The organism is Lacrimispora sp. YZC11 (assembly GCF_057543815.1).
Genome location: NZ_BAAJYQ010000006.1, coordinates 15,603 through 39,224, shown reverse-complemented (window position 1 = coordinate 39,224; position 23,622 = coordinate 15,603). Strand labels below are relative to the sequence as shown.

General features: G+C 46.0%; 21 protein-coding genes and 1 other annotated feature. Of the genes, 13 read left to right on the top strand and 8 right to left on the bottom strand.

Features of this window, described 5'->3' with window-relative positions; translation table 11 throughout:
* Positions 1–108 precede the first annotated feature (108 nt).
* The 4 genes from AC27IJ_RS06430 to AC27IJ_RS06415 all read left to right on the top strand — a co-directional run bounded on the left by AC27IJ_RS06430 (position 109) and on the right by AC27IJ_RS06415 (position 5,120).
* Entirely contained in the window at positions 109–1,452 is a 1,344-nt protein-coding gene (locus AC27IJ_RS06430; protein ID WP_487148078.1) for a citrate transporter, read from the top strand.
* Between the two features lie 115 nt (positions 1,453–1,567).
* Complete coding sequence (locus AC27IJ_RS06425; protein ID WP_312448063.1) at positions 1,568–3,697, top strand: hydantoinase/oxoprolinase family protein; 2,130 nt, start codon at positions 1,568–1,570, stop codon at positions 3,695–3,697.
* A gap of 16 nt (positions 3,698–3,713) precedes the next feature.
* Positions 3,714–4,361 (top strand): hypothetical protein, encoded by a 648-nt coding sequence (locus tag AC27IJ_RS06420; RefSeq protein WP_487148076.1) that lies wholly within the window; start codon positions 3,714–3,716, stop codon positions 4,359–4,361.
* Positions 4,362–4,373: 12 nt separating this feature from the next.
* Positions 4,374–5,120, top strand: coding sequence for a GntR family transcriptional regulator (locus AC27IJ_RS06415; RefSeq protein ID WP_312501090.1), 747 nt, complete (start codon positions 4,374–4,376; stop codon positions 5,118–5,120).
* A gap of 24 nt (positions 5,121–5,144) precedes the next feature.
* Here the strand turns inward: AC27IJ_RS06415 and AC27IJ_RS06410 are convergent, their stop codons facing one another.
* Entirely contained in the window at positions 5,145–5,357 is a 213-nt protein-coding gene (locus AC27IJ_RS06410) for a winged-helix domain-containing protein (RefSeq protein WP_313258411.1), read from the bottom strand.
* Between the two features lie 188 nt (positions 5,358–5,545).
* Between AC27IJ_RS06410 and AC27IJ_RS06405 the strand changes: the two genes are divergently transcribed.
* Positions 5,546–6,457, top strand: a complete 912-nt coding sequence (locus AC27IJ_RS06405; RefSeq protein ID WP_487148073.1) for a CPBP family intramembrane glutamic endopeptidase — start codon at positions 5,546–5,548, stop codon at positions 6,455–6,457.
* A gap of 181 nt (positions 6,458–6,638) precedes the next feature.
* Positions 6,639–6,888: a binding site (T-box leader), on the top strand.
* Positions 6,889–6,993: 105 nt separating this feature from the next.
* Positions 6,994–9,408 (top strand): leucine--tRNA ligase, encoded by a 2,415-nt coding sequence (gene leuS, locus AC27IJ_RS06400; RefSeq protein WP_312448417.1) that lies wholly within the window; start codon positions 6,994–6,996, stop codon positions 9,406–9,408.
* Positions 9,409–9,574: 166 nt separating this feature from the next.
* On the opposite strand, the gene AC27IJ_RS06395 is transcribed toward leuS, so the two are convergent.
* Both AC27IJ_RS06395 and AC27IJ_RS06390 read right to left on the bottom strand, forming a co-directional pair.
* Positions 9,575–9,862 (bottom strand): hypothetical protein, encoded by a 288-nt coding sequence (locus tag AC27IJ_RS06395; RefSeq protein ID WP_312448415.1) that lies wholly within the window; start codon positions 9,860–9,862, stop codon positions 9,575–9,577.
* Positions 9,863–9,920: 58 nt separating this feature from the next.
* Positions 9,921–10,511 carry a hypothetical protein gene (locus AC27IJ_RS06390; RefSeq protein WP_487148070.1) on the bottom strand — a complete coding sequence of 197 codons (591 nt, stop codon included), beginning with the start codon at positions 10,509–10,511 and terminating at the stop codon, positions 9,921–9,923.
* A 77-nt stretch (positions 10,512–10,588) separates the two neighbouring features.
* Here AC27IJ_RS06390 and AC27IJ_RS06385 point away from each other — a divergent pair, with 77 nt between their 5' ends.
* Complete coding sequence (locus tag AC27IJ_RS06385; protein WP_312448411.1) at positions 10,589–10,741, top strand: hypothetical protein; 153 nt, start codon at positions 10,589–10,591, stop codon at positions 10,739–10,741.
* A gap of 52 nt (positions 10,742–10,793) precedes the next feature.
* Here AC27IJ_RS06385 and AC27IJ_RS06380 read toward each other — a convergent pair whose 3' ends face one another.
* A complete protein-coding gene (locus AC27IJ_RS06380; protein ID WP_312448410.1) occupies positions 10,794–11,060 on the bottom strand; it encodes a hypothetical protein in 267 nt (88 codons plus the stop codon).
* Between the two features lie 152 nt (positions 11,061–11,212).
* Here AC27IJ_RS06380 and AC27IJ_RS06375 point away from each other — a divergent pair, with 152 nt between their 5' ends.
* Positions 11,213–12,367, top strand: coding sequence for an alanyl-tRNA editing protein (locus tag AC27IJ_RS06375; RefSeq protein WP_487148068.1), 1,155 nt, complete (start codon positions 11,213–11,215; stop codon positions 12,365–12,367).
* Between the two features lie 12 nt (positions 12,368–12,379).
* Positions 12,380–13,528, top strand: a complete 1,149-nt coding sequence (locus AC27IJ_RS06370; protein WP_312448425.1) for an AI-2E family transporter — start codon at positions 12,380–12,382, stop codon at positions 13,526–13,528.
* Between the two features lie 32 nt (positions 13,529–13,560).
* On the opposite strand, the gene AC27IJ_RS06365 is transcribed toward AC27IJ_RS06370, so the two are convergent.
* Positions 13,561–13,800, bottom strand: coding sequence for a polya polymerase (locus AC27IJ_RS06365; RefSeq protein WP_312448406.1), 240 nt, complete (start codon positions 13,798–13,800; stop codon positions 13,561–13,563).
* A 165-nt stretch (positions 13,801–13,965) separates the two neighbouring features.
* Here AC27IJ_RS06365 and AC27IJ_RS06360 point away from each other — a divergent pair, with 165 nt between their 5' ends.
* Complete coding sequence (locus AC27IJ_RS06360) at positions 13,966–15,009, top strand: P1 family peptidase (RefSeq protein WP_312501080.1); 1,044 nt, start codon at positions 13,966–13,968, stop codon at positions 15,007–15,009.
* Here the strand turns inward: AC27IJ_RS06360 and AC27IJ_RS06355 are convergent.
* A complete protein-coding gene (locus AC27IJ_RS06355) occupies positions 15,006–15,260 on the bottom strand; it encodes a hypothetical protein (protein ID WP_312448402.1) in 255 nt (84 codons plus the stop codon). The two genes, AC27IJ_RS06360 and AC27IJ_RS06355, sit on opposite strands and share 4 nt — an antisense overlap.
* A gap of 134 nt (positions 15,261–15,394) precedes the next feature.
* Between AC27IJ_RS06355 and hemB the strand changes: the two genes are divergently transcribed.
* On the top strand, positions 15,395–16,378 hold the full coding sequence (gene hemB, locus AC27IJ_RS06350) for a porphobilinogen synthase (protein ID WP_312501078.1): 984 nt from the start codon (positions 15,395–15,397) through the stop codon (positions 16,376–16,378).
* A gap of 20 nt (positions 16,379–16,398) precedes the next feature.
* On the opposite strand, the gene AC27IJ_RS06345 is transcribed toward hemB, so the two are convergent.
* Positions 16,399–17,253: a PHP domain-containing protein gene (locus AC27IJ_RS06345; RefSeq protein ID WP_312448400.1), complete on the bottom strand. Its 855-nt coding sequence runs from the start codon at positions 17,251–17,253 to the stop codon at positions 16,399–16,401.
* Between the two features lie 181 nt (positions 17,254–17,434).
* On the opposite strand from AC27IJ_RS06345, the gene AC27IJ_RS06340 reads away from it, so the two are divergent.
* Together AC27IJ_RS06340 and nifJ are read left to right on the top strand one after the other, a co-directional pair.
* Positions 17,435–19,156: a VanW family protein gene (locus AC27IJ_RS06340; RefSeq protein WP_312448398.1), complete on the top strand. Its 1,722-nt coding sequence runs from the start codon at positions 17,435–17,437 to the stop codon at positions 19,154–19,156.
* 197 nt (positions 19,157–19,353) lie between these two features.
* The gene (nifJ, locus tag AC27IJ_RS06335) at positions 19,354–22,893 is read left to right on the top strand and encodes a pyruvate:ferredoxin (flavodoxin) oxidoreductase (protein WP_312448396.1); all 3,540 of its coding nucleotides are present in this window, start codon (positions 19,354–19,356) and stop codon (positions 22,891–22,893) included.
* A 149-nt stretch (positions 22,894–23,042) separates the two neighbouring features.
* On the opposite strand, the gene AC27IJ_RS06330 is transcribed toward nifJ, so the two are convergent.
* On the bottom strand, positions 23,043–23,384 hold the full coding sequence (locus tag AC27IJ_RS06330; RefSeq protein ID WP_313260672.1) for a DUF805 domain-containing protein: 342 nt from the start codon (positions 23,382–23,384) through the stop codon (positions 23,043–23,045).
* Positions 23,385–23,622 lie beyond the last annotated feature (238 nt).

The window sequence follows — 23,622 nt, the reverse complement described above, 5'->3', positions numbered from 1 at the left end:
CTAATATATTAGTATAAACGGTGATTTACTGCCGCTTAAAGGGTGGCGGAAAGCTTAAGGGGCTTTCTGCAGGTTTCTATAAACTTTATTATTTAAAGGAGGGTTCATATGAACGTCAATGTTATCATCGGGATTATCATGATTCTGTCTTTCTTAGGCATGGTGTGGTATTGTGTAAAAGGGCTGAACCTCATGGTGGGATTTGCAGTCATGGCAACTTTCTGGACAGCGCTTGCGTTGGTGGGAAATTCCATTTCACCCAATTCCGCTATGGAAGGCAAGTCGTTTATTGATGTGCTGACCTATGTATATGCGGACGGTCCGGCCGGGTATGCAAAATCAATTCTGGTCAACGTATTCTTTGGAGCGTTCTTCGGCAGAGTTCTGGTGGATACGGGAATTGCATCAACACTTATCCGTAAGGTTGTTGAGCTGGGCGGAGACAAGCCGAGGATCACCATGGGATTGTTATGTATTGTTACAGCAATTATCTTTATGTCCATGACAGGAATCGGACCTGTAATCTCCATTGCGGTTATCGTGCTTCCCATCATGCTGTCACTCGGCGTACCGGCGCCTATTGCCATGTTCAGCTTTATGGGATCCATTATGGCCGGTATCTTTGGTAATATTGTTAACTTCAAGCAGTATCAGACTATTTATGCAGGATTTAACCCAGCTGCGGAAAACTATACTTACAATGATTATTTCCAGATGGGTGTTATCTGTATGGTCGTTGCGCTGGTGGTGGTACTGATCGTAGCCAACTTATCCATGAGCAAAAAAGCGGCTCATGCCTGGGCGGCAAAATCTTTTACTGTAAGTGACAATGCTCCGGCCATTTCCTGGATTTCCGTAATTCTTCCGGTTCTGGGTGTTGTAGTCTTTCAGATCCCGATCATCCTGGGATTCTGCCTCGCAGGTATTTACGCACTTATCACTACAGGAAAGCTGAAAGGAACCTACTCCGATATCTGCCGGCTTTTTGCCAAGCTGTTTACCGATGGTTCCATTGATGTTGCTCCTATGATCGGCTTCTTGCTTACGCTGTCCATGTTCAACAACGCTGCCGCATATGCCGCACCGTATTTTACTGCTATTTTGGGAGGCTTTGTTCCAAGGAGTGCTCTTGTCCTTGCCCTTATTTTTGCAATCCTGACTCCTCTGGGCTTCTTTAGAGGTCCTTTGAACCTTGTTGGATGCGGAACCGCAATTCTGGCAGTTGTCATTGCTGCGCTTCCGAACGCACCGGTTGCATTTTTATACCCTCTGTTTGCCATAACGACCATTGCACCGCAGCATCTGGACATCACCCAGTCCTGGGTAGCCTGGGGCTTCGGCTATACAAAGGTTTCGACGAAAGATTATATGAAAATGTCCATACCCACAGGGTGGATCGTCGGTTTCATCTGCTGCATCCTTGCGTTTGTCCTTTACGGTGGTTTAATGTAAGTCAACCGGATATTCGCAATCCGCGACCCTACTTGATGAGGTTAAAATATGAAATAAATACGGAACTGGCAGGGAATGCTGCCAGTTCCCTCTTTAGAAAGGAACGGTCATATTAATGAAAAGATCAGTAAGAATGGGCATTGATGTGGGAGGTACTCATACAAAGGCGGTTGCAATTGATAATGCCACCCATGAAATTATTGGGAAGTCCTCAGTGAAGACAACCCATGACGATCCCAGAGGTGTTGCGGCAGGAGTGGTTAAGTCCTTTCAGAATTGTATGCACGAAAATCAAATCAGTCCGGAAGATGTAGTATTCGTCGCCCATTCTACAACACAGGCCACCAATGCGCTGATCGAGGGTGACGTGGCTGCTGTGGGCGTTATCGGCATGGCAAAGGGCGGCCTGGAAGGAATCCTTGCTAAAAAACAGACCAGACTTGCGGATATTGACCTGGGAAATCAAAAGAAGATTAAAATTATCAATGAATTTTTGAATATTAAAAAACTGGAGAAGTCCGTAGTGGAAAAAACCATCGGCGAGATGCAGAAAGCAGGGGCAGAGGTATTTGTTTCTTCCATGGCTTTTGGCGTAGACGACGGCGGACCGGAGCAGGAGGTTTACGAGGCGGCCAGCGAAAGAGGTGTTCCCACTACCATGGCTTCTGACATTACCAAGCTTTACGGGCTCACCAGACGGACAAGAACCGCTGCCATCAATGCCTCCATCCTTCCAAAGATGCTGGATACTGCCAATTCTACGGAGGACTCCGTAAGAGAGGCCGGGGTTTATGTACCGCTTATGATTATGAGAGGCGATGGTGGGGTGATGGAAATCTCTGAAATGAAAAAGCGCCCCGTACTGACCATGCTGTCAGGGCCTGCTGCCTCCGTTATGGGTTCTCTCATGTATCTTCGTGCATCCAACGGCGTTTATTTTGAGGTGGGAGGAACCACCACCAACATCGGTGTCATCAAAAACGGCCGTCCTGCCATTGATTATTCCATTGTTGGCGGTCATCCTACCTATATCTCCTCTCTTGATGTACGGGTTCTCGGCGTGGCCGGAGGGTCCATGGTACGGGCGAATAAACAAGGCGTTCTGGATGTAGGTCCCCGTTCCGCCCATATTGCAGGACTTGATTATTCCGTGTTTACGGATCCGGTTAAAATCAAAGGGCCAAAGGTGGAGTTCTTCTCCCCCAAACCTGGTGATCCTGCCGATTATGTCCGGATCCGGATGGAGGACGGTTCTGTGGTTACTCTTACCAATTCCTGCGCGGCTAATGTGCTTGGACTGGTAAAGCCGGAGCATTTTTCTTATGGAAATGTGGAAGCCGCCAGAAAGGCTATGAAGGCTCTGGCTGATTACTGCGGTACCACAGCAGAAGATATTGCGAAACAGATCATGGAAAAGGCCTATGCAAAAATTGAACCGGTCATACTGGAGCTGGCCGAGAAATATAAGCTGGAAAAGGATCAGATTTCCCTGGTGGGCGTAGGCGGAGGAGCTGCCTCCCTGATTATATATTTCAGCGAAAAGATGGGTGTCAAATATTCCATACCGGAAAATGCGGAGGTCATTTCCTCCATTGGCGTTGCTCTTTCCATGGTGCGGGATGTGGTGGAACGGATTATACCCTCTCCATCCAAGGACGATATCCGCGCCATTAAGAATGAGGCTTTAAACAAAGCGATTGAATCCGGAGCAACGGCGGAATCGGTAGAAATCCACATTGAGATTGATTCTCAGACCTCCAAGGTAACGGCGATTGCAACCGGATCCACAGAGGTTAAGACTGCGGATCTTTTAAAGGAATGCGATGAATCGGAAGCCAGGCATCTGGCAGCCCAGGATATGCGGATTGCAGATAAGGAAACAAAGCTTCTGGCAAGTTCGGATTACTTCTATATCTATGGGGAAAATATGGAGGACGAGTCTCCCGGTGCCATACGTATTGTTGATAAAAAGGGCTTTATTAAGGTGCAGAGAGGAAGAGGTATGTGCCGGAAGGTAAAAGCGGCAGATTGCTTAGAAGCCTTAAAGCAGCTTTGGGATGATATGGCAGTTTACCAGACGGACCTGATTATAAGGCCGGACTATTACATTTGTATGGGTGCCCGAGTCACGGATTTTGCGGCCCAGGATTTTGAACAGTTGGAATTGCTGATTGATCTGGAGGTATCATCTCTAGAGCCGGATGAAGAAATTATGATTGTAGGAGCCAACGTAAAACAGAATTAAATGTTTGGAGATTGATATGTCTGAAATGATATTGCGGGAAATGGCAGAAAGCTTGGCGCAGGTGAATGATCTGTCCTGGGGAATGTATGCATTCTCCAGGGACATCCTGCGCGACAAGGTCAGCGAAGCAGAAAAAAAGAGGATGATTGAACATGCAATCTGCTGCGGATATGAAATGGCAGATAAAGTCATGAGCAGTCTGGGAACCTGGGATCCCTGGGAACTGGCAGGAAAATTGAAGTTAAACGTGGAGTATGCGGACAGTGGGCAGATAGCAGACCGGGTGTTATTTGCCCTTTTTACACCTCCTGACCGGATACAGATCATGAAGGAACCCATAGAGCTGGCAGCTAAATGTGGGCTGCCGGAAGGTCTGCTGACGATGGAACAGATTGAAAGGCTGATCCTGGGACATGAGATTTTTCATTTCCTTGAGGAAGAGGAGGAGGGGATCTATACCAGAAGGGAAAAGGTGGTTCTGTGGAAACTATTCGGCTACAAGAGTGAATCAACCGTTAGGGCGCTATCCGAGATTGCCGGCATGTATTTTTCCAAGAAAATAAATGGATTTCTTTATTCACCATTTGCGCTTGATATACTTTTGTATTATAATTATAATTCAAACGAAGCCCTGAAGATGTACAGGGAAGTATTAAGTTATTAACAGGAGGCATTCATGGGCGGCACAGAAAACAACCAGGAAGATACCATTTATGATGTATTGAGATCCGATATACTGGATTTAAAGCTGCGTCCTGGAATGATATTCAGTATCAAGGACATAAGCGAGTCTTATGAGGTTGGAAGAACTCCGGTCAGGGATGCATTAATCAGCCTTTCCAAGGAGGGGCTCATTACATTTCTTCCCCAGCGCGGGACCATGATATCCAAGATTGATTATGATAAGGTCCGCAATGAGCGGTTTTTAAGGATTTGCGTGGAAGAAAATGTGATGTTGGAATTTATGGCAGTATGCAATTTAAAAGCGATCACCGCATTGGAGATGTCTTTAGACAGACAGGAGCAGCTTGAAAAAAAGAAAGATATCCGGTCGTTTCTGGCAGAGGATATGTATTTTCATTCCATCTTCTACGATGGAGCCAACAAGGGATACTGCAATGATATTCTGGCTGCCAACTCCGGCCATTACAGAAGAATCCGGATGTTGGCCATGGCGGACTCCGGAATTGAATCTGGGGTTGTAAAGCAGCACAGAGAAATGGTGGATGCCATCCTTGCAAAGGATTCTGAACGGCTTCACGGAGTTTTAAACCATCATCTGAACCGATTGGTCAGCAAGGAATGGCCCCTGGTATCCAAATATCCGGACTTGTTTGACCGTGAAAACAAAGAAATAAGAAGAGAACCGGATGGGCTGGGCATTGACTTTCTGGTGGATACAAAACTGAAATATCATGCATAGCCCGGATCCGGTTTAAAATAACATTTAAAGCACTGTCATCCCCAGCTCTGTGATCTCGCATCCTCCTCTGGTGCGGTTGATTTTAATGAGGCCTTCGTCGGAAAGCTCCTTTAAAATGGAACGCAGCTTTCCTTCGCTTAAATCGTTTCCTCGCCTGGCGAGCGCTTCCTTTATGCTGGAGCGGCCCATACGGGGAGAGGCGGCAATCAGGGAAGAGAGATGAGGCAAGGCGATCAAATGTATACATGATCCGTTACGGTCAAATGATATTGCGGAAACGTACCTGGAAAATCTGATTTTAGTAACGCCGATCCGGAACATGCCTGGATTTACCGTGATTTCCGGCAGGCTGCCAGACCCGGAATAATTGCGCTTTTTTCTGATTTGTGATAAACTGATACCTACTGGCAGGAGGTATGGAAATAGTGGAAGACAGAAGAAATGCATGGAAGGCGTTTTCAAGAGTGGGAATCGGATATGGGGCATTCCTTCTTGTAACGATAGTGATACAGCTTGAGTTAGGAGTCATTGCTATTGCACTGTCCCGGTTCGGAATGGAAATAACCTTTGGAAACTGGTACATGATATTTGTTTCCCTGGCTAATTATCTGGTTGGGGGAGTCATTGCCTGCCTTATTGTAAAGGATATGCCGGTTTTTTGCAGGCCCAGGGCAAAGAAAGCCGGGGCAGGAATGCTTGTTTCCGGATTCCTGGTCTGTATAAGCGCCTTGTTTTTTGGAAACCTTATGGGACAGGGTCTCATGAGCATTGTCTGTGCACTTTTGGGAAAGCCCATGGTCAACCCGGTAGAGGAAGTGATGAAAGGCTTAAACACCTGGTCGATTTTTGTCACTATGGTGGTTTTAGCCCCTGTTTGCGAAGAAATACTGTTTCGTAAGGTCCTGATTGACCGGATCCGGTTGTATGGAGATAAGGCGGCAATCCTGGTATCCAGTGTTGTCTTTGGCTTAAGCCACGGAAATTTCTACCAGTTCTTTTATGCCTTTGGGATCGGTATGGTGTTTGCCTATATTTATATTCAGACAGGAAAGCTTCGCTATACCATAATTTTTCACATGATCATCAATTTTCTTGGCTCTATTGTGGCCCTGCATATTGGAGACGATCCGCTGCTTACCGTGGGCTATTCCATATTTATGCTTGGAGCAGTTTTTGCGGGAACCATTTTGTTTATTATCAATCAAAGAAAGCTGGTATTTTATCCGGGGCCTATGGAGACCTGGGGCAAAGGAGCATTTAAGGTACTTTTTTTTAACCTTGGAATGATCTTGTTTTTCCTTCTTTCGGCTGTGACCTTCGTCATTTCGTCCGGTTAAATGAAAAGGTAAGACAATAGTAATTATAAAACCGTTCCGTCATAGGGTGAAGATAACCGGATATAAATGACAAAAAGCTTTACAGGCATTATATGGAATCCATACAATAGGGGGGAGCGCTCTGGTATTTCTTAAAATACGGTTGACACAATTCGTCAATTATGTTACATTTGTAGTTAGCAAAAATACTGTGATTAGGAATAGTAATCTGTCTGAAACATGCAGAGAGCCGGCGGGTGGTGGAAGCCGGTTGGGGATGGCAGCCGAACTGGCCTTTGAGTAGCATGCTGAAGGAAGCTAAGCTTTCTGTGTAAGCATTGCCGGTGTCCCGACCGTTAGAGCGGGCGGATATGTTTTTCCATATCCAGTGAGAGCATACGAATCTTGTATGAAATAGAGTGGTACCACGCGGTAGATCCTGCGTCTCTATGGCCGTATAAACGGTCTGAGGCGCATTTTTTATGTGCTCTTACGGCCTTTGTACGCGGACATTTAAAACAGGGAGAATCCCTTTCGCAAAAGGAGGAAATTTTGTTATGGCAGCATCCTACAACCACAGCGCCATTGAGAAAAAGTGGCGTGAAAACTGGGCAAAGAACCCCATCAATGTTGACGATGGGAAGAAAGAGAAATACTACTGTCTGGATATGTTCCCATATCCGTCAGGAAGCGGCCTTCATGTAGGCCACTGGAGAGGCTATGTAATCTCCGATGTGTGGAGCAGATATCAGATTTTAAAGGGTCATTATGTGATTCATCCCATGGGATGGGATGCCTTCGGCCTTCCGGCAGAGAATTACGCCATCAAGATGGGAGTTCATCCGGCAAAATCCACAGCGGAGAACGTGGCGAACATCAAGCGTCAGATCAATGAGATTGCAGCCGTCTATGACTGGGATATGGAGGTTAACACCACGGATCCCGGATTTTACAAATGGACCCAGTGGATTTTTGTTCAGATGTTTAAAAAGGGCCTGGCCTATGAGAAGGAGTTCCCTATCAACTGGTGCCCATCCTGTAAGACAGGACTTGCAAACGAAGAAGTGGTAAACGGCTGCTGTGAGCGCTGCGGAACCGGAGTTACAAAGAAAAACTTAAGGCAGTGGATGTTAAAAATCACAGCATACGCAGACCGTCTGTTAAATGATCTGGATAAGCTTGACTGGCCGGATAAGGTCAAGAAAATGCAGTCAGAATGGATCGGGAAATCCTATGGAGCTGAGGTTGATTTTAAGGTAGACGGAATAGAGGAGAGCATCACGGTTTATACCACCAGACCTGATACCTTATACGGGGCTACCTTTATGGTGCTTGCGCCGGAACACGCTCTTGCCGCTGGCCTCGCTACCCCGGAAAATAAAGAAGCGGTTGAGAAATATATCTACGATGCTTCCATGAAGTCAAACGTGGACCGCCTTCAGGATAAGGAAAAGACCGGCGTATTTACCGGCAGCTATGCGGTAAATCCCTTAAGCGGTGCCAAGGTTCCCATCTGGCTTTCCGATTATGTGCTTGCTGATTACGGTACCGGCGCCATCATGTGCGTGCCAGCCCATGATGACAGGGATTTTGAGTTTGCAACGAAGTTCAACATTCCGATTGTCCAGGTTATCTCAAAGGACGGCAAGGAAATCGAAAACATGACGGAAGCCTATACCGATGCCAGCGGAATCATGATCAATTCCGGTGAGTGGAACGGAATGGAATCCTCCATCCTTAAAAAAGAGGCTCCTGTAATGATCGAGTCCCGGGGCCTTGGAAAGAAAACCGTAAACTTTAAGCTTCGTGACTGGGTATTCTCCAGACAGCGCTACTGGGGAGAGCCTATTCCCATCATCCACTGTCCTCACTGCGGCAATGTCCCGGTACCGGAAGACCAGCTTCCTCTCACCCTTCCGGAGGTAGAAAGCTACCAGCCTACCGGCACGGGAGAATCTCCTCTGGCAGATATTGAAGAATGGGTGAATACCACATGCCCGGTGTGCGGCGCTCCTGCTAAGAGAGAGACCAACACCATGCCTCAGTGGGCCGGTTCCTCCTGGTATTTTCTCCGCTATGTGGACAGTCACAACGAAAACGAGCTGGTATCCAAGGAAAAAGCGAAAAAATATCTTCCGGTGGATATGTATATCGGCGGCGTGGAGCATGCCGTGCTTCATCTTTTGTATTCCCGTTTTTACACCAAGTTCTTAAACGACATCGGTGTGGTGGACTTTGATGAGCCCTTTACCAAGCTGTTTAATCAGGGTATGATCAACGGAAAGAATGGAATCAAGATGAGCAAGTCAAAGGGAAATGTGGTATCTCCTGATGATTTGGTACGTGACTATGGCTGTGATGCCCTCCGTATGTATGAGCTCTTTGTAGGGCCGCCGGAGCTGGATGCAGAGTGGGATGACAGGGGAATCGAAGGCGTCAGCCGTTTCTTACACCGCTTCTGGAATCTGGTAAAAGAAAGCAGCGATAAGAATGTGGAAGCTACCAGGGAAATGCTTCGTCTGCGCAGCAAACTGATTTTTGATATTGAACAGCGTTTCAACCAGTTTAACTTAAATACGGTAATTTCCGGATTCATGGAATATAATAATAAGTTGATCGACCTGGCTAAAAAGACCGGAGGCATAGACAAAGAGACATTAAAGGCCTTTGTGGTTTTAGTTGCTCCTTTTGCTCCTCATATCGGCGAAGAACTGTGGCAGCAGCTTGGCGGCGTGACTTCCGTATTCCATGCACAGTGGCCGGAATGCGATGAAGAGGCCATGAAGGATGACGAGATCGAGGTTGCAGTCCAGGTAAACGGTAAGACCAGAGCAGTGGCAAAGCTTCCTGTAAATGTATCAAAGGAAGAAGCCATTGAAGCAGGAAAGGCTTTAATCCCGGATAAGATAACAGGAACCATTGTTAAGGAAATCTATGTTCCTGGAAAAATTGTAAATATCGTGTGCAAATAATTGTTATCTGAGAGGTAAGCTGCAAGAAACACGTTATGCGAGTTTCTTGCAGTTGCCGCAGCAGTAGCCAACTATACATGCAAGCAGGTTTGTTTGGCTCGCTGCCTGTGCAGAATAAGGACATTATGGCAGATCCCCATTGGAATCGCCCATAATGTCCTTATTCTTATTTTGTATTGCGCTTCATAAAATTTTTGGAAAGCATCCGCATGGTATCTATTCGTTTCCGCTCGTTTGGTCCCATGTTGGCGCTCATAATGGAGATGAGAAGGTCGGTTTCTTCATCATTAAACTGAATGCCTTTTTGGCTTGCTTCCGCATTTAAGTTTAAAAGCGTTGGAACAAGCTGGTCTTTTGGGGTGGATTCTACCCGTTTTACAAATTCAGTCAGCAAGGAGAGCTTTTGCGGATTCATATTTCTTAGTCTGGGGTCTTGTTTCCAGTTGAAGTTCATAGATTATTTTTCTTCCTTTCTATGAGATATGGTAAGGGAGCCAGGGGAGGAACATGGATTAATTCATCTGCTGCATGGCGGACATCATAAGTTGCATGGTTTCAAACCGGGACTGCTGGTCCGGCGGCATGAAATTCTTGAGCTGGTCCAGAGGCATACGTCCAAAGGGGTTATTATTATTATTATTATTATTATTATTATTATTATTATTATTCTGCTGCCGTTGGTTACCCGTTGGTTTGTTTGGAGGTGTTTCGGATTGGGACTGGGCCTGGACTGGAATAGTGGAACTTGGTACCGGGCTTGGGTCAGGGTAGGAGTTAGCCATCCTAAGGCCCTGAGAGAAGTTGATAATAAGGTCAATGAGATCCTGTTCTGACGGATTCGCAAAAGCCTTTATGGTATTCAGCATTTCAAGTGAGTTGTTGGACCGGTCTCTTTCCCTTGGGGAACTAAGTCCCATGGCAGCTACTTCTCCTTCTTCGAAAAGATTAATGGTGCGGCGCAGCTCGTTTACTTTGACGAAGTAGGACATAAAACGCTGTTGGGAAACATCCATATAAGGCAGAGCAGCCTTCATCATCTGAAGATGATTATCGCCGATAAGAGAGTCCAGATCATTTGCGCGTATATCTTGCTCGTTGTTCATGGCATAAGATTCCTTACTTTTCTTGTTGACAATATATGCGTCTGCATATATTAGTATTACAGGAGAGTGATTTAGATATGAAAAGCCGATTAATCATAGATGGAAATGCAGTATATGAAATTGATGAAGAATGTATGAAGAGGAAACAGAACAGGGGCTCCATAAAGGGAGTAAGTGGCCAGAACTCTTTTCAAAGGCCTGGAAAAGATAACGGCCAGAGCCGTTCATAAATAAAAACAAGGCCCGATCTGTGAAAAGATCGGGCCTTGTTTTATGTTTCGCTTAGCAGAAGTTATTTCCGCCAAAGCCGCCGCCGCCACAGCAGCACAGAAGAATGATGATCCAAATCCAACTACATCCATCATTTCCGCCAAAGCCGCCGCAACCACCGCCACAATTGCCACCGCAACCGCCACCGCAGCCGCCGTTTCCGCCGCCGCAGAAGCACAGGATAAGGATAATCCAAATCAGATTGAAGCCACATCCGTTGTTGCCTCCGTTGTTGCAATCGCATCCGCATCCACAGTTAGTTGCTGCCAGATCACTCATATTGGTTCCTCCAAATAATTTGTTTACAATGTAAGTGTATGAATGTCAGCTTGCCACTGTTTCCAATTTTTCTTAAAATTTTAGAATTGTTATGATTGAACTTATCCAATTGTTGTGTATAATTAGTACAATAGAGAAATGAGGGGCAAAAGATGGAAAAATTATATTATGACAGACCTTATGTAAAAATATTTGAAGCGATAGTAACCGATTGCAGTCAGGGAAAAGACAGCCTTTTCGAAGTGCTTTTAGACCGGTCAGCCTTTTACCCGGAGGGCGGTGGCCAGCCGGCTGATATAGGAACTTTGGGAGAAGCGGTGGTCCTTGATGTAAGGGAGAGGCCGGAAGGTATTGTCCATATTACGGATAAGCCCCTAAAGGCGGGCAGCAGGGTGACTGGAATCTTAGACTGGGAGAGAAGGTTCTGCAACATGCAGAATCATTCCGGAGAGCACTTATTGTCTGGAATCGTACATAAGAATTATGGACTTGATAATGTAGGGTTTCACATGGGAAAGGATGAGGTGACGGTTGATTTTAACGGGATACTGACCCAGGAGCAGATCGAGGCGGCAGAGACGGAAGTCAATGAACTCATCTGGCGGAATATCCCGGTTTTGGAATCTTATCCGTCAAAGGAGGAGCTTACCGACATTGATTACCGGAGCAAAAAGGAATTGACCGGACAAGTCCGGCTGATTGAATTTCCGGGAGGTGATGTGTGTGCATGCTGCGGAACCCACGTTATGACTGCAGGAGAAATCGGCATTCTGAAAGTGACTGGGCTGATTCATTATAAGGGCGGTGTCCGGGTAACCATGCTGTGCGGAGGGATGGCTCTTCAAGATTACCGCAAAAAACAGAAGGCAGTGTCTGGCATTTCTGTCCTGTTGTCGGCAAAACCGGATCGTCTCCTGGAGGCCGTAGACAGATTGAAAGAAGAAGGGCTGAAAAAGGATGGAAGGATCGGCCAGCTTTCCAAGGAGCTCCTTGAGAGAAAGACCGGAGATTATCCGGAACTAGATGCTCCTCTTCTGGTATTTGAACGTGACTTAACTCCGGTGCAGCTGAGGCAGTTTTGCACGATGCTTTATGAAGGAAAGAAGGGGAGCGTTGTTATGGTGTGTTCCGGAGACGAGGGCGTCTTTCAATATGCCCTTGGAAGCGGCCGGGAGGACATGAGAGCACTCAGCAAAGCATTGAATGAAAGGCTGAACGGCCGGGGAGGCGGAAGCGCCCTTATGGCCCAGGGCACTTTTCAGGCTTTGCCGGAAGATATCAGAAAAGCTTTTGAGGATAAGTCATAAAAGGAGAGAATGATGGAAATCAATGACAGTACAATAAAAAAAATTCGGGGCCTGATCGTATTCGCCGTAATCGTGGTGGTAGCAGGCTGGAATTACCGTAGCCTGTTTGCCTTGGCCATGAAGCTGATGGGATTTATCTCGCCCTTTCTTCTGGGAGGTGTCATGGCTTTTATCCTCAATGTGCCGATGCGCAGAATCGAGCAATTGCTTCCGGTAAAGGAAGAGAGCAGAATCCGCAGGCCATTAAGCCTTTGTCTTACCCTGGTGTTTGTAATCGGAGTCCTGCTGCTCGTTATTTTTGTGGTGATGCCTCAGCTTTTTGAAACGGTTTTGAGCCTGCAAAACAGCATTCCGGCGTTTCTTACAGGCCTAAAGGAAGAAGCGGAGAGGCTGTTTGCCCAGAACCCTGAAATCGCAGATTATATCAGCGGCATTCAGATTGACTGGAAATCCTTTTTGGAAAAGGTGGTTGGATTTTTATCCGAAGGAGCGGGGACAGTACTTTCTTCAACCTTCTCAGCCGCCCTTTCTATTATAAGCGGGATGACTACCTTTATCATTGCCCTGGTTTTTGCCATTTATATTCTTCTTCAGAAGGAGACTCTGTCACGTCAGATTCAAAAGCTGATGAGGGCTTTTCTTCCGGAAGAAATAACCTTGCGGACGCTTGAGGTTTTAACGCTGGTTTCTGATACCTTTTCTCATTTCCTTGCGGGACAATGCCTGGAAGCAGTCATCCTTGGGAGCATGTTCTTTTTGACCCTGTCGGTTTTCCGCCTTCCATATGGACTCCTCATCGGAGTTTTGATCGCGTTTACAGCTTTGATACCAATGTTCGGGGCATTTATCGGCTGTGCCATCGGGGCATTTTTGATGCTGATGGTAAAGCCTCTTGATGCAGTTATTTTCTTAATCATATTTTTTGTGCTTCAGCAGGTGGAAGGAAACTTTATCTATCCTCATGTAGTGGGAAGCTCTGTGGGACTTCCTTCTATATGGGTCCTGGTTGCAGTCACCATTGGCGGCAGCGCCATGGGAATTGTGGGAATGCTGGTGTTTATTCCTCTCTGTTCCGTGGTGTATGCTATCCTTCGGGGAATCGTAAACGAAAGGCTGGAAAAGAAGAGACGGCCCAAAACAAAACATAATAGTACGCAATAAAAAAAGAGGGATTATTGAAATCCCTCTTTTTGTTATTCACCCTGATACATGTATTTAATAAGTCTTTCCACATCTTCCGGATCATGGGCAACCAGCTCTAACTCATTGATGATGCTGCCGTTAGAAAAAATGGTGGCCATGGAAAGGTACTGGCTTAATTTGGACTTTAAGTTGATCCGGTCTCCTTCATTGGAAACCAGCTCAACAGTGCCTTTGCACTGCTCGATTACTTTGAAAAATTTTTCTACATCAGTGATATTTTGAATTTTCATGTGAATTCCTCCTTTGGAGTGTCCGTGAAATGATTGTCTATTCCTACATCCTCATTATAGCAGTGTTTTTTCTTTGGTACAATATGGAAACAACCAGAAAATGAAGTCAAACCACAATTTTTTATGTATAATAGAAACATAAATATAAAAAGGGAGGGTAGGATCATGAAGAGGATACGGGAATATGGCATTATCACGGGAAGACTGACTCCGGGTCCCCTTAATAAAATCACCGATGTGGAAGGGGTTCTGGTGGGGCATACCACAATTGATACCAGGGATCACAAAACAGGAGTTACTGTTATCATACCCTGCAAGGACAATCCCTTCCGGCAAAAGCTGGTAGCAGCAGCTTATATTCATAATGGTTTTGGCAAAAGCCAGGGCTTAATTCAGGTGGAAGAGCTGGGAACCCTGGAAACGCCTATCGCCCTCACCAACACGTTAAACGTAGGGAAGGTTCATGATGCCCTGGTGGATTTGATGCTTGAGCAGTGCAGGCAGGATGGAACAGAGCTGGCTTCCGTCAATCCTGTTGTGGGAGAATGCAATGATTCGGTCTTAAATAACATCAGCGAAAGGGTTGTGGGGCTGGAAGAAGTGAAGGCAGCTGTAGCGGATGCTTCGCCTGATTTTGAAGAGGGGGCCGTTGGGGCCGGCTGCGGCACCGTATGCTATGGCTTGAAGGGAGGAATCGGGTCAGCCTCCAGACGGTTTAAAATAGGAGGAGAGACCTATACCCTGGGAGTAATGGTACAGTCGAATTTCGGAAGCACGGAAAACTTAATGGTGGGCGGAAGGGCTGTTGGAAAGGAAATTGCCCGGATAACGGTGCCTCAGGTTCTGGACAGAGGCTCCATTATGACGGTCATAGCCACGGATCTTCCTGTATCAGACCGCCAGCTAAAGAGAATTATAAAGAGGGCAGGAGTAGGGCTTTCCAGAACTGGCTCCTATATGGGGCACGGAAGCGGGGATATCATGATCGGTTTTACCACGGCAAACCGGATACCGGAACAGGCGGAAAAAGAACTGCTGACCGTCCGCGTTCTAAAAGAAAGCGCCCTGGAGGCGGCCTTTACGGCCGCGGCAGAAGCGACGGAGGAAGCAATACTCAATTCTCTTGCCATGGCAAAAACAACCACAGGCTGCAGAGGAAATGTGATACATTCCCTGACGGACTTATGGCTTTCCAAGGAGCAGCCTTAATCAAAATCTGCGTGATAAACCTGATCAGGCGTGTGGATGTCAATGGCGCTTAAATTAAACTGGTCTTCGAAAATCTGAATTTTATATTCAAAAAAAGTGTCATCCGTTTTCTTAGACATAAATACATAGGCTCCCGGTTCCTTGCCCTCAATTTCGTCGTTGATCTCGTCGTAAATTTCTTCCCCGTCCACCGGGCCTTTATAGCCGGTCATGCGGATGGCTTCCTCAATTGCCTGATAGAATTCTTCCATAAAGCGTACCTCGTTTCTGTTTCATTTTATATGGATACTATTATAAGCAAACTTTTCCATTGCTGCAAGAATTACTTGAATCTTCTTTGAGAGGGTGTATAATAGCTTGAAGAAATAAAATGGAGGGATTGGATATGGATTTGTTATACAGACCTAGAAGATTAAGAACATCAGATACTTTAAGAAAAATGGTACGGGAAACCAGAGTTTCAAAGGAATCCCTTATTTATCCGCTGTTTGTGGTGGAGGGAGAAGGAACTGTGGAAGAAATCCCTTCCATGGAAGGCCAATACCGCTACAGCGTGGACCGGCTCCCACAGATTATGGACCAGCTTGTTAAGGCTGGTGTGGAAAAAGTCCTGTTGTTTGGAATCCCTGCCCATAAAGATGCTTGCGGAAGCCAGGCTTATGATGAAGAAGGAATCGTACAGCGCGCCATCCGTTTTATCAGGGAACATTATCCTTTGGTATACATTGTTACGGATGTGTGCATGTGTGAATATACATCCCACGGTCACTGCGGGATCCTGGATGGAGAATCTGTGGATAATGACAGGACCCTGGAATATTTGAATATGATTGCCCTTTCCCATGTAAAAGCTGGAGTCCATATGGTTGCCCCTTCCGACATGATGGATGGAAGGATCGGCTCCATGAGGCAGGCCCTTGATGAGGCAGGCTTTGTGAATGTGCCGATTATGGCTTACTCTGCCAAATATGCCTCTGCATTTTACGGACCTTTCAGGGAGGCTGCCGGGTCTGCACCGGCTTTTGGAGACCGGAAAAGCTATCAGATGGATTACCATAACAGGAAAGAGGCTTTAAAGGAAGTGGAGTTAGATGTGGCGGAAGGAGCCGACATCGTGATGATTAAACCTGCCCTTTCTTATCTTGATATCATAAGGGAGGTGGCTGACCGCCACGACCTTCCTGTAGCCGCCTACAGCGTAAGCGGGGAGTATGCCATGATAAAAGCGGCTTCCAAAGCCGGTTTTATTGAGGAAGAAAAGATCGTATGCGAGTCGGCGGTGAGTATATACCGTGCAGGAGCGGATATCCTTATTACATATTACGCAATAGAGCTTGCCCGTTTTATGGATGAGGGAAAAATCGGCTGATAGAAGCCGGAGGGAAAGGGTCAAAGGCCCTTCTCCCGCCGTATCCTTTTAATATCGTCCAGAAGAAGCGCAGTTACCCGTAGGCCTCCCCGTCCAACGCCTAAGCCGATATCAGGCTTGTTGCTTCCATGAAAATCAGAGCCGCCTGTGGGAAAAAGATCGTATTGCCTGGCTAGTTTTCTTAATTTGCCGCTTTCATACTGATTGTTGGAAGAGTGGTAGACCTCCAGGCCGTGAAGCCCAAGATCCTTTAAATAGCAGACCAGTTCCTCCGTCCTTTTATCTCCCAGGTGATACTGGTATGGATGGGCCAAAACAGGGGAAGCCTTGCATCCGGCGAGGATTTTCATGGCGTGCTCCGGGGTGATTTCTTCTTTGCGTGGGCAGTAAGGACCGCTATAGTCCAGATATTTTTTAAATGCCTGGTCCATGTTTTTTACATAGCCCTTTTCGAGAAGAACCCTTGCAAAATGGGCACGGGTTATGACAGTGTCAGGATTTCCTGCCATTACCTCATCTAATGTGATGGAAATACCGGCATTTTGGAAGCGGCGTATCATTTCCTCATTCCTTTTTTTTCGAATTTCTTTAAGAGCATCCGTTTCAGAGATAAAATCCAGGTCCGTGGGATCGACATAAATCCCCAGGATGTGAATTTCTTCTCCCTGGTACACACAGGAGAGTTCAATTCCGGGAATGATTTCAATAGGAAGTCCGGCAGCAGCAGCCTGTGCTTCCGAAAGCCCGTCAATGGTATCGTGATCGGTCAGTGCAATGGCCGCAAGGCCTTTTTCTGCGGCAAGAGCCACCACTTCAGAGGGAGTGAATGTGCCATCCGAAGCATTGGAATGAACATGCAAATCGACAAATTTCATAAAAACCTCCAAAATGAAATAGTTTAGTAACACTATAGTAACATGTTTTTTTCATTCTGTAAAATGTAGAATAAGGGCGAAAAATAATTAAGAAAATTCATAAAATCGTAATAGCATTTCCCACAAAGTATGGTATACTACTCAATGTAAAGCTACAAAATCATGTAAAAAGGTGAAGTAAATGAATCAAATAGATAACAGACAAAAAGATGGGGGAAGAACCTATTCTTCCCGGAATGGAAGCGGCAAAAATGCAACGGAAAATGGCCGCAGGACTGGACAGGCTTACAGAACGGGCAGCTCCTATCAGCAAAGGCGGGGAAAGAAAAGAAAAAAAGGACCTCAGTATAACATCACAAAGATACTTCTGGCGATCATTCTGGCTGTTGCTGCTTTTATCTGTGTTATGGCGGCGGTTAAGCTTATTGGAGGCCGTAAGGCAAAAGAGACGGAGGTAAATACCACAACCGTTTCAGAGACGGAATTACGGAAAGAAGTTAAGGTGGATGGAATCACCATCACCGGCATGTCCAGGGAAGAGGCCCGGGCTGCCATTGAAAAGAAGTACCCGTGGGGGATGAATGTCACCTATCATGAAGAGCAGTACGAACTTAAGAATCTGCTGGACAAAAAGATAGACTCCGTGCTTGAAGAGATATATTCAGGGGAACCAAAGGAAAGCTATACCCTTGAATTTGACGGATTGGATGAGGAGGTTCAGGCTGAGGTAAAAGCCATCGCAGGAAAATGGGATGTTGCGGCCAAGAACGGTTCTATATCAGGATTTGACAATAATACCGGTAAATTTGTATATTCCGGAGAGAAAAACGGAGTTGTGATTAATCAGGATAAGCTGGCGTCGGACATTTTAACCCAGCTTAAGGCCAAGGATTTCCAGGCGGCTATTCCAGCGGAAGGTAAGGAGGTTGCTCCTAAGATAACCGAGGCCCAGGCAAAGGAAATGTATAAGGTCACAGGTACTTATTCAACTACTACTACGGCTAATAGTGCCAGGAATAAAAATATTGAACTGGCTTCTAACGCCTTAAACGGCCTGATTCTGCAGCCGGGAGAAGAATTCTCCTTTAATAAAGCCACAGGGGAGCGTTCCCCGGCAAAGGGTTACCGTCCGGCAGGCGCATATCTGAACGGAGAATTGATTGAAGAACCCGGAGGAGGCGTATGCCAGGTGTCCTCTACGTTATATAATGCGGTGGTGTTTGCAGGTCTTACGACGACTGAGCGCCATGCCCACAGCTACGAGCCTTCTTATGTAACACCAGGTGAGGATGCTATGGTCAGCTACGGCGGACCCGACATGAAGTTTATCAATAATTCTTCCACTGCAGTAGCCATCAGGAGCAGTTTTGCCGACCGGAAGCTTAAGATCTCCATTGTGGGGATTCCGATTCTGGAAGAGGGCGTCACATTATCCATGACATCGAAGAAAACGGCGGAGTTAGATGCTCCGGCGCCAGTCTACGAGGAAGACCAGACGCTTCAGCCTACGGAGGAAAAGATCGTTAAGGCGGAGACCAAGGGAAGCCGCTGGGTGACCAATCTGGTTACCAAAAAGAATGGTGTTGTGGTAAGCGATGAGTTTTTCCATAACAGTACGTACCGGGGAAAACCGGCAACCATCAAGCGGAACAAATCAGGAGTAGTCATTCCGGCGACTGATCCGGCAAGCTCCGCCGCTGAGAGCAGTGGGGCAGGTTCCCAGGGAAATACAGAAACAACCGCACCTCACAATAATGAGACGAACGGGAATATCGGCGAGCCTCAGGGACCGGGTGAAAAACCTGGAACCACGGAAACCCAGTCTCAGGGACCGTCTTCTTCCACAGAAGCAGGGCCCGGTGAGGGAGACCAGAATGTTATTCCTCCCAACCCTTTTAGCTAAAAACAGAACAAAAACAGACAGGACTGGACAGATTATTCGTTCCAGTCCCTTTTTATCGGATTGTTTTGAAAATAATACTTAAATTTCCTGTTTTATTATTTGCAATTTGTTGAATAATTGTTATAATAATGTCAGGTCACTTTCCCTATACGGGAACCAATTTATACATTATACACATTTGCAGGAGGAAATCAAGAATGGCAAGAAAAATGAAAACCATGGATGGTAACCATGCAGCAGCTCATGCGTCATACGCATTTACTGATGTAGCGGCTATCTATCCGATTACCCCATCTTCACCTATGGCTGAGGCTACAGATGAATGGGCGACAGACGGAAGAACCAATATCTTTGGTCAGAGAGTACAGATTACAGAGATGCAGTCTGAGGCAGGTGCAGCAGGTGCAGTACACGGTTCCTTAGCAGCAGGTGCGCTGACCACCACTTATACAGCTTCTCAGGGTCTTTTACTTATGATCCCGAACCTTTATAAAATCGCAGGCGAGCAGTTACCAGGTGTAATCCACGTATCCGCACGTGCAGTTGCCAGCCATGCTTTATCTATCTTTGGTGACCACTCTGACGTATACGCATGCCGCCAGACAGGCTGCGCTATGTTATGCGAATCCAGCGTACAGGAAGTTATGGACTTGACTCCGGTTGCTCATATGGCAGCACTCGAGGGTAAAGTACCATTTATCAACTTCTTCGACGGTTTCCGTACATCCCACGAGATCCAGAAGATCGAGACCTGGGATTATGAAGATTTAAAAGAGATGGTAAGTATGGATGCCATTGACGAATTCCGTCATCGTGCCTTAAATCCAAACCATCCGGAATTAAGAGGTTCCGCTCAGAACCCTGACATCTTCTTCCAGGCAAGAGAGGCCTGCAACCCATATTATGATGCTCTGCCTGCAATTGTTCAGAAATACATGGACAAGGTTAATGCAAAGATCGGAACTGATTATAAATTATTCAACTATTATGGAGCCGCTGATGCGGAGCATGTAATCATTTCCATGGGTTCTGTAAACGATACCATTGAGGAAACTCTTGACTATCTGCTGGCATCAGGAAACAAGGTAGGCGTGATAAAGGTCCGCTTATTCCGTCCGTTCTCTGCAGAAGCTTTCATTGAAGCTATCCCGGATACAGTTAAGACTATTTCCGTATTAGACAGAACAAAAGAGCCAGGTTCCTTAGGCGAGCCTTTATACCTTGACATTGTTGCAGCTCTTAAGGGAACAAAGTTCGATCAGGTAAAGATCTTAACCGGACGTTATGGCTTAGGTTCCAAGGACACCACACCGACTCAGATCGTTGCTGTTTATAACAACAAGGAGAAGACTCCATTTACCATCGGTATTGTGGATGATGTGACCCATCTCTCTCTTGAAACAGGCACGCCAATCGTTACAACTCCGGAAGGAACTTCAAACTGTAAGTTCTGGGGTCTTGGTGCAGATGGTACTGTAGGTGCCAACAAGAACTCTATCAAGATCATCGGTGACAACACAGATATGTACGCTCAGGCTTACTTTGATTATGACTCCAAGAAGTCCGGCGGCGTTACCATGTCTCACTTACGTTTCGGACACAAGCCGATTAAATCCACTTATCTGATCCGTCAGGCTAACTTTGTGGCATGCCATAATCCGGCTTATATCCGTAAGTACAACATGGTTCAGGAACTTGTTGACGGCGGAATCTTCTTATTGAACTGTCCATGGGATGCAGCTGGTCTTGATAAGCATTTACCAGGACAGGTAAAGAAGTTCATCGCTGACCACAACATCAAGTTCTACACCATCGACGGTGTGAAGATCGGTATTGAGACCGGCATGGGCCAGACACGTATCAATACCATCCTTCAGTCCGCATTCTTCGAGCTGACCGGAATCATTCCTTCCGAAAAAGCAAACGAACTGATGAAGGCAGCTGCAAAGGCAACCTACGGACGTAAGGGCGAAGAAATCGTTATGAAGAACTGGGCAGCCATCGATGCAGGCGCAAAGGGCGTTGTTAAGGTAGACGTTCCTGATAGCTGGAAAAACTGCGATGATGAAGGCCTTGATTACAAGTTTATCAAGGATGGCAGAAAGGATGTTGTTGATTTCGTTAATAACATTCAGTCCAAGGTAAACGCACAGGAAGGAAATTCCCTGCCTGTATCCGCATTCAGCGATTATGTCAATGGTTCCACACCATCCGGCTCTTCCGCATACGAGAAGCGCGGTATTGCAGTTTCCATTCCTGGCTGGGTTCCGGAAAACTGTATCCAGTGTAACTTCTGTTCCTATGTATGTCCTCATGCTGTTATCCGTTCTGTGGCTCTGACAGAGGAAGAGGCAGCAAGAAAGCCTGAGGAGATGAAGACTCTTCCGATGACAGGCATGCCAGGATACCAGTTTGCTGTGACCGTATCCGCATTTGACTGTACAGGCTGCGGTTCTTGTGCAAACGTATGTCCTGGAAAGAAGGGCGAGAAGGCTCTTGTTATGGTCAATATGGAAGAAAACTGCGAAGAGAAGCAGAAAGTATATGATTTCGGTCAGACCCTTCCTATCAAGCAGGAAGTTATCGACAAATTTAAAGAAAATACCGTTAAGGGCAGCCAGTTCAAGAAACCTCTTCTTGAGTTCTCAGGAGCATGTGCAGGCTGTGGCGAGACACCTTACGCAAAACTGATCACCCAGTTATTCGGTGACAGAATGTATATTGCAAACGCAACCGGATGTACCTCTATCTGGGGCAACTCTTCTCCATCCACACCTTATACCGTTAATGCCAAAGGACAGGGTCCTGCATGGGCAAACTCCTTATTTGAGGACAATGCTGAGTTCGGTTACGGTATGATGCTGGCTCAGAGCGCCATCAGAGGAGGCTTAAAAGCTAAGGTTGAAGAGATTATGAATTCCGAAAAGGCTCCTGATGAAATCAAGGCAGCCTGCAAGGAATATCTGGATACCTTTGAAGTAGGCTCAACCAATGGTTCCGCTACCGATAAGTTAGTTACAGCATTAGAGGGCATTGAGTGTGATACCTGTAAGTCCATCCTTAAGGACAAGGATTTCATGGCTAAGAAATCTCAGTGGATATTCGGCGGTGACGGCTGGGCATATGATATCGGCTTCGGCGGTGTTGACCACGTGCTTGCAAGCGGCAGAGATATTAACGTTATGGTATTCGATACAGAGATCTACTCCAATACCGGAGGACAGTCTTCAAAGGCTACTAAGACAGGTGCTGTAGCACAGTTCGCAGCTGGCGGTAAGGAAACAAGAAAGAAAGACCTGGCAAGCATTGCTATGAGCTATGGTTATGTATATGTAGCTCAGATCGCTATGGGCGCTGATTATGCACAGACTGTTAAGGCAATCTCTGAGGCAGAGGCATATCCAGGACCATCCCTGATCATCGCTTATGCTCCATGTATCAGCCATGGTATCAAGAAGGGCATGTCCAAGGCTCAGACAGAAGAGAAGCTGGCTGTTGAGTGCGGTTACTGGAACAACTTCCGCTACAATCCTGCTGCTGAGAAGAAGTTTACTTTAGACAGCAAGGCTCCTGCATTAGAAGGATATCAGGAATTCTTAAAGGGCGAGGTTCGTTATGCATCCTTAGCTATGAAGAATCCTGAGAGAGCAGCTGAATTATTTGCAAAGAATGAGGAAGATGCAAAAGAGCGGTATGAATACCTGAAGAAGCTGGTTACTCTATACGGTAATGATTAATTGATCTCCATGTAATAAGGTTCAGGCCCGGATGGTTTCATCCGGGCCTGTTTTATGGAGATTTGAAAGCGTAAAAAACGCTCCTTCTGACAGGAAGAAAAATCTGTCAGGGGAGCGCTTTTTAATGCATTGCTTCCTAAAATATGTAATTAAATCTGTTCTGTACCAAAACGATTGCCTTCATCCACGCTCTTAAAGCAATACCATACAATAAGAAGGATGGGTCCTACAATGGGAACAAATGCAATAAATGTCCAGAGCCCTGATTTGTTAATATCGTGGAGACGCCGTACTCCAAGAGCGATGCCAGGAATCAGACCCGCGATACTATAAATCATAGATAGGGTTCCGAATATATTCGAAACGTTACTCAGCACTCCCAACAGTAATGCAATGATGACATTGAACAATACAGCCATCCAATAGCCCCTTACTGTTGTACGTTCCCTGAAGTTAAAATAATTTTTCCACATTGCTACATATTCATTCATAATTTTTGTTACCTTTCTTTTCTTTTGTACTATGCATATTCATTTTATCATAAAAAATTAATAAAATATATGGTAATTTTATATCAAGATAAACTTTATTTAGAATTAATTTATATTATTTTTTGATTTATTAATTTATATAACATTTTTATATCTTTTACTATAAGAATAGAACGGGATGTTATAAAAAGATCACACTTCTGATGGTTTTACATACTTTTCCCCAAAAAGGCAAGAG

Bases quoted from the DNA above. Each gene is read 5' to 3' on its own strand.
- AC27IJ_RS06375 (WP_487148068.1), top strand. From the start codon at position 11,213: ATGGAAAAATTATATTATGACAGACCTTATGTAAAAATATTTGAAGCG.
- AC27IJ_RS06425 (WP_312448063.1), top strand. From the start codon at position 1,568: ATGAAAAGATCAGTAAGAATGGGCATTGATGTGGGAGGTACTCATACA.
- AC27IJ_RS06385 (WP_312448411.1), top strand. From the start codon at position 10,589: ATGAAAAGCCGATTAATCATAGATGGAAATGCAGTATATGAAATTGAT.
- AC27IJ_RS06330 (WP_313260672.1), bottom strand. From the start codon at position 23,384: ATGAATGAATATGTAGCAATGTGGAAAAATTATTTTAACTTCAGGGAA.
- AC27IJ_RS06340 (WP_312448398.1), top strand. From the start codon at position 17,435: ATGAATCAAATAGATAACAGACAAAAAGATGGGGGAAGAACCTATTCT.
- leuS (WP_312448417.1), top strand. From the start codon at position 6,994: ATGGCAGCATCCTACAACCACAGCGCCATTGAGAAAAAGTGGCGTGAA.
- AC27IJ_RS06365 (WP_312448406.1), bottom strand. From the start codon at position 13,800: ATGAAAATTCAAAATATCACTGATGTAGAAAAATTTTTCAAAGTAATC.
- AC27IJ_RS06395 (WP_312448415.1), bottom strand. From the start codon at position 9,862: ATGAACTTCAACTGGAAACAAGACCCCAGACTAAGAAATATGAATCCG.
- AC27IJ_RS06345 (WP_312448400.1), bottom strand. From the start codon at position 17,253: ATGAAATTTGTCGATTTGCATGTTCATTCCAATGCTTCGGATGGCACA.
- AC27IJ_RS06380 (WP_312448410.1), bottom strand. From the start codon at position 11,060: ATGAGTGATCTGGCAGCAACTAACTGTGGATGCGGATGCGATTGCAAC.
- AC27IJ_RS06415 (WP_312501090.1), top strand. From the start codon at position 4,374: ATGGGCGGCACAGAAAACAACCAGGAAGATACCATTTATGATGTATTG.
- AC27IJ_RS06390 (WP_487148070.1), bottom strand. From the start codon at position 10,511: ATGAACAACGAGCAAGATATACGCGCAAATGATCTGGACTCTCTTATC.
- hemB (WP_312501078.1), top strand. From the start codon at position 15,395: ATGGATTTGTTATACAGACCTAGAAGATTAAGAACATCAGATACTTTA.
- AC27IJ_RS06370 (WP_312448425.1), top strand. From the start codon at position 12,380: ATGGAAATCAATGACAGTACAATAAAAAAAATTCGGGGCCTGATCGTA.
- AC27IJ_RS06420 (WP_487148076.1), top strand. From the start codon at position 3,714: ATGTCTGAAATGATATTGCGGGAAATGGCAGAAAGCTTGGCGCAGGTG.
- AC27IJ_RS06355 (WP_312448402.1), bottom strand. From the start codon at position 15,260: ATGGAAGAATTCTATCAGGCAATTGAGGAAGCCATCCGCATGACCGGC.
- AC27IJ_RS06360 (WP_312501080.1), top strand. From the start codon at position 13,966: ATGAAGAGGATACGGGAATATGGCATTATCACGGGAAGACTGACTCCG.
- AC27IJ_RS06430 (WP_487148078.1), top strand. From the start codon at position 109: ATGAACGTCAATGTTATCATCGGGATTATCATGATTCTGTCTTTCTTA.
- nifJ (WP_312448396.1), top strand. From the start codon at position 19,354: ATGGCAAGAAAAATGAAAACCATGGATGGTAACCATGCAGCAGCTCAT.